Origin of the sequence: Mycobacterium alsense, from assembly GCF_002086635.1 — a bacterium.
Classification (GTDB): Bacteria; Actinomycetota; Actinomycetes; order Mycobacteriales; family Mycobacteriaceae; genus Mycobacterium; species Mycobacterium alsense.
Genome location: NZ_MVHD01000010.1, coordinates 1 through 13,802, shown reverse-complemented (window position 1 = coordinate 13,802; position 13,802 = coordinate 1). Strand labels below are relative to the sequence as shown.

Annotated in this window: 10 protein-coding genes; 8 read left to right on the top strand and 2 right to left on the bottom strand. The window is 68.2% G+C overall.

Annotated elements, in window-relative coordinates:
* Positions 1–49: 49 nt before the first annotated feature.
* Both BST11_RS08465 and BST11_RS08460 read right to left on the bottom strand, forming a co-directional pair.
* The gene (locus BST11_RS08465; protein WP_083137480.1) at positions 50–880 is read right to left on the bottom strand and encodes a mycofactocin-coupled SDR family oxidoreductase; all 831 of its coding nucleotides are present in this window, start codon (positions 878–880) and stop codon (positions 50–52) included.
* Between the two features lie 94 nt (positions 881–974).
* Positions 975–2,531 (bottom strand): AMP-binding protein, encoded by a 1,557-nt coding sequence (locus tag BST11_RS08460; protein ID WP_083137479.1) that lies wholly within the window; start codon positions 2,529–2,531, stop codon positions 975–977.
* A 265-nt stretch (positions 2,532–2,796) separates the two neighbouring features.
* Here BST11_RS08460 and BST11_RS08455 point away from each other — a divergent pair, with 265 nt between their 5' ends.
* From BST11_RS08455 to BST11_RS08420, 8 genes are all read left to right on the top strand, one after another.
* Positions 2,797–4,011, top strand: coding sequence for an MCE family protein (locus BST11_RS08455; RefSeq protein ID WP_169834893.1), 1,215 nt, complete (start codon positions 2,797–2,799; stop codon positions 4,009–4,011).
* Entirely contained in the window at positions 4,008–5,045 is a 1,038-nt protein-coding gene (locus BST11_RS08450) for an MCE family protein (protein ID WP_083137477.1), read from the top strand. Before BST11_RS08455 ends, BST11_RS08450 begins: the two co-directional genes overlap by 4 nt.
* Positions 5,045–6,106: an MCE family protein gene (locus BST11_RS08445; RefSeq protein WP_083137568.1), complete on the top strand. Its 1,062-nt coding sequence runs from the start codon at positions 5,045–5,047 to the stop codon at positions 6,104–6,106. The genes BST11_RS08450 and BST11_RS08445 overlap by 1 nt, the downstream gene beginning before the upstream one ends.
* Complete coding sequence (locus BST11_RS08440) at positions 6,103–7,389, top strand: MCE family protein (protein ID WP_083137476.1); 1,287 nt, start codon at positions 6,103–6,105, stop codon at positions 7,387–7,389. The genes BST11_RS08445 and BST11_RS08440 overlap by 4 nt, the downstream gene beginning before the upstream one ends.
* Positions 7,386–8,582 (top strand): MCE family protein, encoded by a 1,197-nt coding sequence (locus BST11_RS08435; protein ID WP_083137475.1) that lies wholly within the window; start codon positions 7,386–7,388, stop codon positions 8,580–8,582. The genes BST11_RS08440 and BST11_RS08435 overlap by 4 nt, the downstream gene beginning before the upstream one ends.
* A complete protein-coding gene (locus BST11_RS08430; protein ID WP_083137474.1) occupies positions 8,582–10,132 on the top strand; it encodes an MCE family protein in 1,551 nt (516 codons plus the stop codon). Before BST11_RS08435 ends, BST11_RS08430 begins: the two co-directional genes overlap by 1 nt.
* Before the next feature lie 11 nt (positions 10,133–10,143).
* On the top strand, positions 10,144–11,559 hold the full coding sequence (locus tag BST11_RS08425; protein WP_083137473.1) for a PE family protein: 1,416 nt from the start codon (positions 10,144–10,146) through the stop codon (positions 11,557–11,559).
* A gap of 195 nt (positions 11,560–11,754) precedes the next feature.
* Positions 11,755–13,314 (top strand): serine/threonine-protein kinase, encoded by a 1,560-nt coding sequence (locus tag BST11_RS08420; protein WP_083137472.1) that lies wholly within the window; start codon positions 11,755–11,757, stop codon positions 13,312–13,314.
* Positions 13,315–13,802 lie beyond the last annotated feature (488 nt).

Below are 13,802 nucleotides of genomic sequence, written 5' to 3'. Positions count from 1 at the left end.
AGTAGAACGATATTCTCCTCGATCCGAAAGTTCAACTCTCGTCCAATGGCTACTTCAGGCAACTGCCGCAGTCGATCGGCAGCGCGACCCCAGTGATGTAGCGCGACTCGTCGGAGGCGAAGAACAGGACCGCGTTGCTGATGTCCTCGGGCTGCACCCACGGCACGGGCAGCACGTGGAACATCTGGCAGATCGGCGCGAGATCGTCGGGCCCCGGGTTTTCCAGGTCGGGCCGAAACGTGTGGTAGGCCGACTCGTTCATCAGCATCGGGGAATTGACGTGGGTCGGGTGGACCGAGTTGACCCGGATGGACTGCGGCCCGAGTTCGACGGCGAAGCTGCGCATCAGGCCGACGACGCCGTGCTTGGCCGCCACGTAGTGGCCGACGCGCGGGTACGCCTTCAGCCCGCCGACCGAGCCGGTCAGCACGATCGAGCCGCCCGCCTGCAGGTGCGGGACGCCGGCCTTCACCGACTTCCACACGCCACTCAGGTTGACGTCGATCGTGTCCTGCCAACGGGTTTCGTCCATCTCGTGCAGCGGAGCGCCGGACGTGCCGATGCCCGCGTTGGCCACGATGATGTCGAGGCGGCCCAGCTGCTCGACGCCGCCGTCGACGGCGGCCTTGAGCGCCTCGAAGTCGCGCACGTCGACCTCGGCGGTCACGACGCGCCGGTCCAGCGCCTTGACCAGGTCCGCGGTTTCGGCGAGGTCTTCGGGCGTCGACGGCGGGATCGTGCTGTAGTCGACGACGTCGCGGCAGGCGTCGACGGCGATGATGTCGGCGCCCTCCTGGGCCAGCCGGACCGCGTGGCTGCGGCCCTGGCCGCGCGCCGCGCCGGTGATGTAGGCGACCTTGCCCTCGACCCGTCCCGTCATCGTTGGGCACCAGTCCGCGAGCCGAACCGCACTGCGAAAAATCGCCCCGATTTTCGCAGTGACGTTCGGCTCGCAAGCGGGTGACTCTGCATCGCTACCTCGATTCCCTAATATTTTGGCGCACAACGTATTTCTGGACCTTGCCGCTGGCGGTGCGGGGGTAGTCGTCCACCCGGTGCAGGCTCTCGGGCCATTTCTGCCGGGCCACCCCGGCCCGCTCGAAGTGCTCGCGGACCTCGTCCAGCGTCGGCATCTCATACCCGTCCTTGAGGCGCAGCACGGCGGCGGCGTGCTCGCCCAGGCGCGCGTCGGGCGCGGCCACCACGACGGCCTCGGCTACCGCGGGCAGCCCGAGCAGCACCTCCTCGACCTCCAGCGCGCTGATGTTCTCCCCACCGCGGATGATGATGTCGGACTTGCGGTCGGTGATGGTCAGGTAGCCGTCCTCGTCGAGGATCCCGATGTCGCCGGTGTGGTACCAGCCGTCGTCGTCGAACGCCCGGGCGGTCAGGGCGGGGTCGGTGTAGCCGAGGAACAAATCCGGGCCGCGGGAAAGGATTTCGCCGTCGTCGGCCAGCTTGATCTCGACGCCGGGTCGGGCGTTGCCGTCGGTGAGCAGCCGCTTGTCCTCCGGCGCGGTGTAGTGCGAGCCGGTGATCGACGGGTGTTCGCTGCTGCCGTAGGAGCGGGTGACCAGGATGCCGAGGTCGGCGAGCCGCCGGGTGACGGCCGCGGGGACGGTGGACCCGCCGAGGCCGATGTGCTTGATGTAGCGCAGGTGCTCGTCGGTGAACCGGGGGTGGTCGAGCAGGCTGGTGACGAAGTAGGGCGGCCCGCCGCCCAGCGAGACGCCGTCGGCCTCCATCAGGTCGATCGCCCGGTCGGGGTCCCACACGTCGCACAGATCGATTGGCGCGCCTTCGATTACCGGGATCAGGAACGCGCCGAGCATGCCGATGAAGTGCCCGACGGGCAGCGCGGTGAGTTGCCGGCCGCGGTCGGGCGGGTAGTTGGCCAACAGCTGGCGGGTCTCGAAGCCCAGCGTCTGGTGGCTGTGCACGACGCCCTTGGGGTCGCTGGTGGTGCCGGAGGTGAACGCGATCAGCGCCGGGTCGGCGGGGTCGGCCGCCAGCGTGCCGTCAAGGGGGTCGGCGTCCAGCAGCGCGTCGAAGTCCGGTCCCACCAGCGCGACGATCGGGACGCCGGCGCAGACGTCGGGGTCATGCGCCATGCGCCCGAAGCTTTCGGTGGTGATGAACACGCGCGGATTGACGTGGGTCAGGATGAAACGCAGTTCCTTGGGGCCGTAGAAGTGGACGATCGGGACGATCACCGCACCCAGAAACGTTGACGCCCAAAAGGTTGCCGCGGCCTCCATCCAGTTGGGCAGCTGGAAGGCGACGATGTCGCCGGGCCCGACGCCCCGGGCCCGCAGGCCCGCCGCGAGCCGGCGGGCCACCAGCTCGACGTCGGCGAACGTCCCGGCGTAGGGGCGCTGGGCGGAGTGGACCCGAAACGTGGCGTGCGGGTTCTCCTTGAGGCCGCGGGCCAGCATGTCCCCGAGGGTGTCGGGGGTCCACCATCCCTGGTCGGCATAGCGCTGCGCCACCTCGGTCGGGATGCTGCGCCGCGCGACCCGGATACCCGTCATATCCCTCCTCCGCTGGAGTGTCGGCAGTGGCCAGTGTAGAACGAGACTCTCGCGTAGAGCAGTCTTGTACTTTGAACTCGGCGAATGTATCGTTCTGGTCGCCACTGCTGTGAGATTTGTATCACACCAGGCCGGTGGACTTGAATAGCGGCGCAAAGCTGTTGTCGCACACGGCATCTCGTAGTGCGCCGAAGAGCTGCGCCGCGAAGGAGCGTAGGTGACCGGAAGTTTGGGGGCCGGACCGGCGCAGCAGCGCGCGCCGGCCATGGCGCCCGCCGGTTACCGCGGTCCGCATCGGCGCGCCTACGCACGTCCGCTCGCGGGCCTGGTCACCGTCGTCGTCGCCGTTGCGATCGTCGCCGTGGCGCTGACGCAGTTCCGCGGCGGCTTCACCGATACCGTGCGGGTGACCGTGCTCTCCGATCGGGTGGGCCTGATGATGAGCCCCGGCGCCAAGGTCAAGCTGCACGGCGCGCCGGTCGGCACCGTCGCGGCCATCGAGGACACGCCCAACGGGCAGGCGGCCATCCGGCTGGCCCTCGATCCGTCCCGGTTGCGGCTGATCCCGGCCAACGTCCTCGTCGACATCGTCGCGACGACCGCCTTCGGCGCGAAGTTCATCCAGCTGATTCCGCCCGCAGATCCCTCGCCGCAGCGCCTGCGCGCGGGGCAGGTGCTGGACGCGGGGCGGGTGACCGTCGAAATCAACACGGTCTTCGCCCAACTCACCTCGGTGCTGGCGAAGATCGACCCCGCCAAGCTCAACGAGACGCTGGGTGCGATCGCCACCGCCCTCAACGGCCGCGGCGCTCAGCTGGGCCAGACGCTGCAGGACCTCAACGCGTTTCTCGCCAAGTTCGAGGCGAGCCTGCCGAACCTGAGCCACGACCTCGAGGCCACCGCCGACGTGTCGGCCGCCTACGCCGACGCGGCGCCCGATCTGGTTGCGACCGTGGCCAATACGACGAAGGTCAGCCAATCCATCGTCGACGAGCAGCGCAACCTCGATGCGTTCCTGATCAGCTCGATCGGGCTGGCCGACATCGGCAACGACGTCGTGGGCGCCAACCGCCAGGCGCTCACCGACGTCACCCACCTGCTGGTGCCCACCACCGACCTGACCAACGCATACCATCCCGCGCTGACGTGCTCGCTGCGCGGCATGCTGCCGCTGGCCAACCAGCCCCCCACCCCGGTGCCCGGCCTGGAGGTGCTCGGCGGCATCACGCTGGGCGCCGAGCGCTACCGGTATCCCAAGAACCTGCCCAAGGTCGCCGCCAGCGGCGGGCCCCAGTGCGAACACGAACTGCCGGTGGCGTTCAACACCTTTCCGCCGTTCGATGTCGCCGACGTCGGCGCCAACCCCTGGCAGTACGGCACCCAGGGGATCCTGCCGAACTCCGACGCGCTCAAGCAGTTCCTGTTCGGGCCGATCGACGGGCCGCCGCGCAACACCGCGCAGATCGGGCAGCCGGGATGAGCGCGCGGGGTCGCCCGATCGCGGGCACGCTGGTCAAGTTCGGCACCTTCGCCGCCGTGATGCTGGTGCTGTCGGTCTCCCTGTTCTTCGTCTTCGGTGAGTTCCGCAACGGCCCCACCCACAGGTATTCCGCGGTCTTCGTCGACGCCTCGCAGCTGAAGCCGGGAGATTCGGTGCGGGTGGCCGGGATTCGGGTCGGCACGGTCCGCGCGGTGTCGCTGCAGGACAACAACAGCGTGGTGGTGGATTTCGACGCCGACGACGACGTGGCGCTCACCACCGGCAGCAAGGCCGCCGTGCGCTACCTCAACCTGGTCGGCGACCGCTACCTGGAGCTGATCATCGGCCCCGGGTCGACGCGGGTGCTGCCCCCGGGGACGCGCATCCCGGTCGAGCGCACCATGCCGTCGCTGGATCTCGACCTGCTGCTCGGCGGGCTGAAACCCGTTATCCGGGGCCTCAATCCGCGCGACGTCAACGCCCTGGCCGCCGCGCTGCTGCAGGTGTTCGACGGCCAGGGGCAGACGCTGCAGTCGCTGCTGGCCAAGACGTCGTCGTTTTCCAACGACGTCGCCGCCAAGAACGAGGCCGTCGAGAGGCTGATCGACAACCTCAACACGGTGGTGCAAACCCTTGCCCGGCAAGGCGATCAGTTCTCCGGCGCGATCGAACGCCTGCAGCGCCTGGTCAGCGACCTGTCGCAGGACCGCGACCCCATCGGCGACGCCATCGCCGCGCTCGACAACGGCACGGCGTCGATGGCCGACCTGCTGCGCGCGGCGCGCCCCCCGCTGGCCGGCACCGTCGACCAGCTCAGCCGGTTGGCTCCCCTGCTCGAGAAGGGCAACGGATTCCTCGACGACGCCCTGCAGCGGGCGCCGAGCAACTACCGCAAGATCGCGCGCACCGGCGCCTACGGCAGCTTCGTGAACTACTACATCTGCGGGTTGACCTTCCGCGTCACCGACCTGCAGGGCCGCACCGCCGTCTACCCGTGGTTCCGGCAGACCGAGGGAAGGTGCGCGGAGCCCTGATGCTGAAATACCGTGGCGCCCACCAAATCCGGGCCGGCTTCATCGGCGCGGTGCTCATCGCGCTGGTCATCGCCGTCGGGCTGAGCCCCGAGCGGCTCCTGTCCTGGGCGACGACGGTCCACTACCAGGCGCTGTTCTCCGAGGCGGGCGGCCTCGCCACCGGAAACAAGGTCCTGGTGTCGGGGGTCAAGGTCGGCACCGTCTCCGACGTCTCGCTGCGCGACGGCGACGCGCTGGTCACCTTCGGGGTCAAGTCCAAGGTGCGGCTGGGGTCGCAGACCACCGCGCACATCCGCACCGGCACACTGCTGGGGGCGCGCGTGCTGACCCTGGAGCCGGCCGGAACCGGCACCCTGCGCCCTCGGGACGTCATCCCGGTGTCGAGGACGTCGTCGCCCTATTCGCTGAGCGAGGCCGTCTCGGACCTGACCACCAACGTCGCCGCCACGAGCACCGACACCCTCAACCAATCGCTGAACGCGCTGTCGGCCACCATCGACCAGATCGCCCCGCAGTTGGGGCCGACGTTCGAGGGCCTGACCCGGGTGTCGCGGGCGATCAACAGCCGCGGGGAAACGCTGGACGCGCTGCTCAAGAGCGCCGCCAACGTCACCGGGATCCTCTCGGCGCGCAGCCAGGAGGTCAACGCGCTGATCCTCGACGGCAACGTGCTGCTCGACGTGCTGGTCAAGCGGCGCGACGCGATCAGCGAGCTGCTGGCCAACGTGTCGGCCGTGAGCAAGCAGCTGTCCGGGCTGGTCGCCGACAACGAGAAGGAGCTGGAACCGACGCTGGACCGGCTCAATTCCGTGGCCGCGATGCTGGAGAAGAACCGCGACAACCTCGCCAAGGCGCTGCCCGGGCTCAAGAAGTACGAATTCACCTCGGGCGAGGCCGTTGCCAACGGCTTCTACTACAACGCCTACGTGCCCAACCTCGCGATGCCCGAGCTGACCCAGCCGTTCTTCGACTACTACTTCGGGTTCCGCCGCGGTGACCCGAACATGCCGCGGGCGCTGTTCCCCTGGCCGCACAACGGCATCCCGGGGGGCTCGCGGTGAGCGGCCGCGGTCGCCTGGCGGTGGGCGCGCTGCTGGTGGTTTTGCTCGCCGGCGCCACCGCGTTCCTGGTGCGCGAGACGTTCTTTCACCCGCTGGCCATCACCGCGTATTTCCCGTCGGCGACCGGCATCTACGCCGGCGACGAGATCCGGGTGTCCGGCGTGAAGGTCGGCACCGTGGGCTCGGTGCAGCCGCAGCCCAGCCGCGCCAGGGTGACGTTGCGCGTCGACCGCGGCGTGCCGATCCCGGCGGACGCCAAGGCGGTCATCGTCGCGCAGAACCTGGTCGCCGCGCGCTACGTGCAGCTGACCCCCGCCTACCGCAGGACCGGACCCACGATGCGCGACGGCGCCGTCATCGGCCTCGACCGCACCGCGGTGCCCGTCGAATGGGACGAGGTCACCAAGCAATTGACCAGGCTGGCAACGGATCTGGGGCCGAACGGCGACATGTCGGCGACGGCGGTCAGCCGGTTCATCGACAGCGCCGCGGGCGCGATGGACGGCAACGGCGAGAAGCTGCGCCAGACGCTCGCACAGCTGTCCGGCATCGGCCGGATCCTGGCCCACGGCAGCGGCAACATCGTCGACATCATCAAGAACCTGCAGAACTTCGTCACCACGCTGCGCGACAGCAACCAGCAGATCGTGCAGTTCCAAAACCGGCTGGCGACGCTGAGCAGCGTGATCAACGACAGCCGCTCCGACCTCGACGCGGCGCTGTCGAACCTGTCGGTCGCCGTCGGCGAGGTGCAGCGGTTCGTCGCCGGGACGCGGGACAAGACCAGCGAGCAGATCCAGCGGCTGGCCGACGTCACCCAGGTGCTGGTCGACCATCGCCTCGACGTGGAGAACATCCTGCACGCGGCCCCCACCGCTTTTGCCAACGGCTACAACATCTACAACCCCAACACCCCGGGGGCGATGGGCAGCTTCATCATCAACAACTTCTCCAACCCGACGCAGTTCCTCTGCGGCGCGATCGGGGCCGCCGCCAACGTCACCGCCGCGGAGACGGGCAAGCTGTGCGGCGAGTACCTGGGCCCCGGGTTGCGCACCGCCAACTTCAACGAGCTGCCCATCCCGACGAATCTGATTCTGCAGCAGATCGCCACGCCCGGGAAGATCATCTACGCCGAGCCGCGCCTGGCGCCCGGCGGCGAGGGGCCGCGCCCGCAGGCCCCCGACATCCCGCCCGCGGTGTCGGCCTACGCCGGGCTGACCGACACGGCGCCCCGGACCGTGGACGACATGCTGCTGCCGGGGCAGGGGCCGCCGCCGTGAGCGCGCTCCGGGCGCTGGGTGTGGTCGCGTGCGCGCTGTCGGTCGGGGGCTGCGCGTTCCAGGGCGTCAACTCGCTGCCGCTGCCCGGCGCGGTGGGCCGCGGCCCGCACGCCAACGTCTATCACATCGAGATCGCCAATGTCGGCACGCTGGAATCGAATTCGCCGGTGATGATGGCCGACGTCGTGGTGGGCAGCGTCGGCCGGATGCGGGTCAAGGGCGACCACGCCGACGTCGAGGTCTCCGTCAAGCCCGACGTCGTCGTGCCCGCCAACGCGGTGGCCGCCGTCGGGCAGACCAGCCTGTTGGGGTCGATGCACGTCGAGCTCAATCCCCCGCTGGGCCAGCGGCCGCAGGGCCGCCTCGAGCCCGGGACCACCATCCCGCTGGACCGCTCGTCGTCGTACCCGTCGACCGAGCAGACCCTGTCGGCGCTGTCCGTGCTGCTGAACACCGGCGGCCTCGGCCAGATCGGTGACATCATCCACAACTCCAGCGCGGCGCTGTCGGGGCGCGAGAACGACGTTCGCGAATTGCTGTCGCGGCTCGACGATTTCGTCGGGGTGCTCGATGATCAGCGGGACCGGATCGTCGCCTCCATCGACGCGCTGGACCGGCTGGCCGGCACGTTCGCGTCGCAGCACGAGGTGATCGCCGATGCGCTGCGCAAGATCCCGCCCGCGATCGACGTGTTGATCCGCGAGCGCCCGCGCCTCACCGCCGCGCTGGAGAAGCTGCACGTGTTCTCCGACACCGCGACCCGGCTCGTCAACGACGCGCAGGCCGACCTGGTGAAGGACCTGCAGAACCTCGAGCCGACGATCCGGGCGCTGGCCGACGTGGGGCCCGAGCTGCCCATCCTGCTGGGCTACATCCCGACGTTCCCGTTCACCCAGAACTTCGTCGACCGGGCCATCCGCGGCGACTACTTCAACGTGTTCGCCGTCGTCGACATGACCGTGCCCCGGTTGAAGCGGACGCTGCTGGCCGGCACCCGCTGGGGGGATCCCGACGCGCCGCTGGTGCCCGCGCCCGGGGATCCGTGGTACCTCGGCCACACCCTGGACCCGTTGGGGGTGGGCGTGAATCCGCCCGCGCCAGCCGGCCCCGCCCCGGCGCCGGCGCCGGCCGCCGCGCCGGCCGTGGTGGCCCCCGACCTGAGCGCCATCGCGCCCGTGGACGGCGGCGGCTGATGCTGACCCGATTCGTGCGCATCCAGCTGACCGTGTTCGCGATCGCGTCGGTGATCGGCATGGCGGCCATGTTCTTCGTGTACATGCAGGTGCCGACGCTGCTCGGGATCGGCCGGGTCACGGTGAAATTGGAGCTGCCGGACACCGGGGGGCTGTACCGGTTCGGCAACGTCACCTACCGCGGCGTGCAGGTCGGCAAGGTGACCGCGGTGGGCCCCACCGCAACGGGCGCGGAAGCCACGCTGTCGATCGACACGTCGCCGAAGATCCCGGCCGACGTGCACGCCGCGGTGCGCAGCATGTCGGCGGTGGGCGAGCAGTACGTGGATCTGGTGCCGCGCTCGGAGTCGCCGCCGTATCTGCGCGACGGGTCGGTGATCGACGCGCGCGACACCAGCATCCCGCAGCCGGTGGGGCCGATGCTGGATCGGCTCAGCGCGTTGGTCGGCAGCATCCCCAAAGACCGGCTCTCCCAACTGCTCGACGAGTCGTTCAAGGCGTTCAACGGGGCGGGCTTCGACTTTCAGTCGCTGGTCGACTCGTCGGGCCGGCTCTCGCACGACGCCCGCGAGACCGCCGACCACACCAATGCCTTGGTGAACGACGCGGTCCCGTTCCTGGACGCGCAGGCCCAGACCACCGAGGCCACCCGGCGCTGGGCGCGCAGCCTCGCCGGGGTCACCGGCCAGCTGGTGGCCGACGACCCGCAGATCCGCAAGCTGCTGCAGACCGGACCCGGCTTCGCGCAGGAGGTTTCGCGGCTGCTGACCCAGGTGAAGCCCACCCTGCCGGTGTTGCTGGCCAACCTGACCACCATCGGGCAGATCGGCGTGACGTATCACCCGTCGCTGGAGCAGCTGCTGGTGCTGCTGCCGCCGAGCGTGGCGGCGTACAGCTCCTACGGGGTCATCAACAACCCGACCGGCCTGGCCGTGGGCGGTTTCACGCTGACGATCGCCGACCCGCCGGCGTGCACGGTGGGGTTTTTGCCGCCGTCGGAGTGGCGTTCGCCGGCCGACACGTCGGAGCGCGACACCCCCGACAATTTGTATTGCAAGCTTCCGCAGGACTCCCCCATCGCCGTGCGCGGTGTCCGCAACAATCCGTGCATGGGGCATCCCGGAAAGCGCGCTCCCACAGTCGAAATCTGCAACAGCGACGAGCCGTACGAGCCGCTGGCGCAGCGCCAGCACGTGCTGGGGCCGTACCCGCTGGATCCGAACTTGCTCTCGCAGGGGGTCCCGCCCGATGACCGGGTCACCGTTCCCGAGCGGATCTTCGGCCCGGTCGACGGGACGCCGCTGCCGCCGGGTGCGGCGCCCGCCGGAACACCGCCGGGGCCGCCGGCGCCGGGTTCGCTCAACCAGCCACCAACGGCGCCAAGCGCGTTCGGGGGCAACGGTTCCGGCGTGGCGCCGTCGGTCGCCACCGCCCACTACGACCCGGCGACCGGCAAGTACGTCACGCCCGACGGGCGGCTGGTTCGGCAGGGTGACCTGGCGCGTTCCTCCAGGGCGACGTCCTGGAAGGACATGCTCATGCAGGGGTGAGGAGGCCTGAGATGTCGTTCGTGAGCGTGGTTTCCGAGGCGCTGGCGACGGCGGCCACGGAGGTGGCCGGCATCGGCTCGAGTCTGAACGTGGCCCACGCGGCCGCGGCGGCGCCGACGACCGGCGTTCTGGCCGCGGCCGAGGACGAGGTGTCGGCGGCCATCGCGGCTGTGTTCTCGTCGCACGGTCAGCGGTTTCAGGCGCTCGGCGCGCAGGCGGCGGCGTATCAGGAGGCATTTGTTCAGGCGCTTCGGGCCGGCGCGGCGTCGTACGCGGGCGCCGAGGCCGCCGGCGCGTCCCTGCTGCAGCGGGCCGTCGGCGCCGCGAACGCGCCCACCAGCGCGGCCGCGACCGCGCTGATCATGGGCGGGACGTTCAACCCGGGGCCCACGCCCGGCTACGTCGCCGCCATCAACAACCTGTTCATCCAGTCCAACCCGCTGTACGCCGGGTTCAACCCGTTCGGCCTGTACACGCCCGAGCAGGTCGCGCCGTTCTTCGGCTCGCTGACGCTGGACCAGTCGGTGTTCCAGGGGCAGATGATCCTGAACAACGCCATCATGAACAACCCGCCCGGCAACCCGATGCTGGTGTTCGGCTATTCGCAGAGCGCGGTGATCGCGACCCTGGAGATGCGGGCGCTGGATGCCCTGCCCGCCTTCGCGCGGCCGAGCCCCAGCGACCTGTCGTTCATGCTGATCGGCAACGGGGACACGCCCAACGGCGGCCTGTTCTCGCGGTTCAATGTGCACATTCCGATTCTGGACATCTCGACCGCGGGCCCGACCCCGCCCGACACCCCGTACCCGACAACCATTTACACCCTGCAGTACGACGGCCTGGCCAACTTCCCGCAGTACCCGCTCAACATCGTGGCCGACCTCAACACCATCGCCGGCGCCGCCTTTGCACATCCCACGTATGCGTTCCTGACGCCCGACCAGCTGGCCGGCGCGGTGCCGTTGGCGACGTCGCCGGGTTACTACGCCAACGGCGGGATGACGCACTACTACATGATTCCGCAACAAAACCTGCCGCTGGTCGAGCCGCTGCGCTATATCCCCGTGTTCGGCACGCCGCTGGCCGACCTGCTGCAGCCCGATCTCCGGGTGCTGGTTAACCTGGGCTACAACCCCAACGGCTACGCCAATATCCCCACCCAAGCGCAGCTGTGGCCGGGCTTCAGCCCCGTGGACGATTTGCTGCGGATGGTTCCCCCGCCCTACAACATCCTCATCGACCAGCCCACGTACGCGCCGTCTCCCCCGCCGAATTTCAATCCATTTACCATCGGCGGGCAGCTGGTCCTCGGGGCGCAGCAGGGCGTCATCGACGCGCTGGTCGACTTCGGCGCGCTGCCGCCGTCGTACTACGCGACGACATATCCGGCGATCAACGACCTGGCGTACATGATGGCGGTTGCGTAGTAGCCGCGTGGCTCAGTACCGGTAGACGGCCAGCGCCGCTCCTTGCCGACGCGGTTTTGACCGCCTTGAATCACCGGGCGCCTTTGACGGATCCATTCTCGAGCGCGGCATAAATACAAATTTTCCTGGGTAAACCGCTGCGTAACGGCGTGTAGTCAGCCGATACTGACCGCAGCCACGAAAGGGAAGGTAAGAGTGACGTCGCGGGTGGGCCAGACATTCGGCAAGTACGCCATCAGGCGGCTGCTCGGACGAGGCGGCATGGGCGAGGTCTATGAGGCCTACGACACTGTTAAGGGCAGGGTCGTCGCCTTGAAACTGCTCGCGGACCAGTACGCGCAAGACGAGATCTTCCGTGCGCGATTTATGCGCGAGTCCCGTGCTGCGGCAATCCTGCAAGAACCGCATGTCATTCCAATCCATGACTGGGGACAGATCAACGGCATCCTGTACATCGACATGCGATTGGTCCATGGTCAGACACTGCACGACATGCTTAAGAAAGGCCCCCTGGATCCGGAGGGTGCCACAGACATCATTCGGCAGATCGCGTCGGCGTTGGACGCCGCTCACGCCGAAGGACTGATCCATCGCGACGTAAAACCGCAAAACATTTTGGTCACCCCCAGCGAATTCGCGTACCTGGTGGACTTTGGCATCGCCGAAGCCAGCGGTGACACGCATCTGACCCTGGCGGGCTATCAGGTGGGCACCTTCGACTACATGGCCCCGGAACGATTCGGCGACGACAATGCCACTGCGGCAGTCGACGTCTACTCGCTGGCATGCGTCCTCTACCAAGCGCTCACGGGCGACAAACCGTTTCCCACTCACAGCGCGGCGCAGGCCATCGGCGCCCACGTCAACTCACCGCCTCCGCGGCCCAGCGCGGTGAACCCGCGAGTGCCGACGGCTTTTGACGAAGTGATCGCTCGCGGCATGGCCAAGAATCCCGCCGACCGCTACCCCAGTGCCGGAGCTCTGGGACTTGCCGCAAAGCGTGCGCTCTCGGCTAGTCCCGCCGTGTCGGCTCCGGCAGCGCCGCAACCCGCACCCCAATACCCGAGTGGGCCGCCCAGCTATCCGCCGTTCAACCCGCAATACCCTTATCCAACAACGGATCCGACACCTGTGGGTGGCTCCAAGCGAGGAGCCACACGACAATTTCTAGTAGGGGCCGCCATCGCGGTCGTGGTGGCACTGGTATGCGGCGTCGGTGTCATCATCGGCCTGCTTGCTCACCGGGACTCCACCAACTCCGAGCCCTCGACGTCGTCGCTTGTCCCCTACACCGAACCTGTTACCACAGGCGTAACGGAGCCTCCTTCAGTGACGCACACGGTTCGGGCGCCGACGACAACGGCGTCTGCTCCCCAGGATCCTTTCCAGCAGCTGCGGCAAATCGCCAGTGATGACCGCTCTTTCGTCAGCGAGCACCTTGTCGACCGCTGGGTCCCCCAGCTCAGCTCGAAGCGCCCGGGTGTCGTGGACAACGGCGTCGTGTGGGACAACGCGATGACGCTGCAGGAGCACCTACAGCTCAGGCAGCGGTACCCCGACGCGCGGTTGCTCTGGTCGGGTGACTGGTCGACGTTCTCCGCGCCGGACTTCTGGGTGACCGTAGCCGGCATTACGTTCGGCGACTCCGCAGGTGCGTTGGCGTGGTGTCGGAGTCAAGGATTCGACCGGGATCACTGCATCGCCAAGATCATCAGCACGACACATCCTGTTGCGGGGAGTACAGCGTACAACTGATTTGGCGACGTAAGTCGCATCAACTTTCTCTCCGCGCCATCTCCGCAAGCCCGAAAGATAGCCGTAGCCAGCCAACGGCTGATAGTTCCGGCTGGGCTCGTGCCCGGGCCTTGGCTAAGCGATCTGCGACTCAGTGAGCGTTACAGAAGCTCTATGTCTACACACATGTGTCCCCCGAAAGGGCTACAACCGCGGCCTTTAGTCCCACACAGCGGCTGCTCCAAACTGCTTGCGATGTCCACCTTGTCGTGACCGCTGTTTCGGTCCAGCGACTTGCGACCGATGGGTGCCGACACGAGCTCCAAGCGGCTTCGGCCTCGTTGATTAACGGTGGTCTGGGCCGACGCTGTTACGGTTTAGGAGTGTCTTGAGCTCCGACGGCGGGTACCAACGCACGATTTCTGTGGTCAAGGGGACTGTCAGAACAACGGTGGATCTGATCTTGGTCTGACACGCCGAGCGTGAGCTTGGCGGGAAGGACTGACGAT

Excerpts from the sequence above, each read along its gene's own strand:
- BST11_RS08455 (WP_169834893.1), top strand. The coding sequence starts at position 2,797 with ATGGCGCCCGCCGGTTACCGCGGTCCGCATCGGCGCGCCTACGCACGT.
- BST11_RS08425 (WP_083137473.1), top strand. The coding sequence starts at position 10,144 with ATGTCGTTCGTGAGCGTGGTTTCCGAGGCGCTGGCGACGGCGGCCACG.
- BST11_RS08445 (WP_083137568.1), top strand. The coding sequence starts at position 5,045 with ATGCTGAAATACCGTGGCGCCCACCAAATCCGGGCCGGCTTCATCGGC.
- BST11_RS08430 (WP_083137474.1), top strand. The coding sequence starts at position 8,582 with ATGCTGACCCGATTCGTGCGCATCCAGCTGACCGTGTTCGCGATCGCG.
- BST11_RS08465 (WP_083137480.1), bottom strand. The coding sequence starts at position 880 with ATGACGGGACGGGTCGAGGGCAAGGTCGCCTACATCACCGGCGCGGCG.
- BST11_RS08460 (WP_083137479.1), bottom strand. The coding sequence starts at position 2,531 with ATGACGGGTATCCGGGTCGCGCGGCGCAGCATCCCGACCGAGGTGGCG.
- BST11_RS08450 (WP_083137477.1), top strand. The coding sequence starts at position 4,008 with ATGAGCGCGCGGGGTCGCCCGATCGCGGGCACGCTGGTCAAGTTCGGC.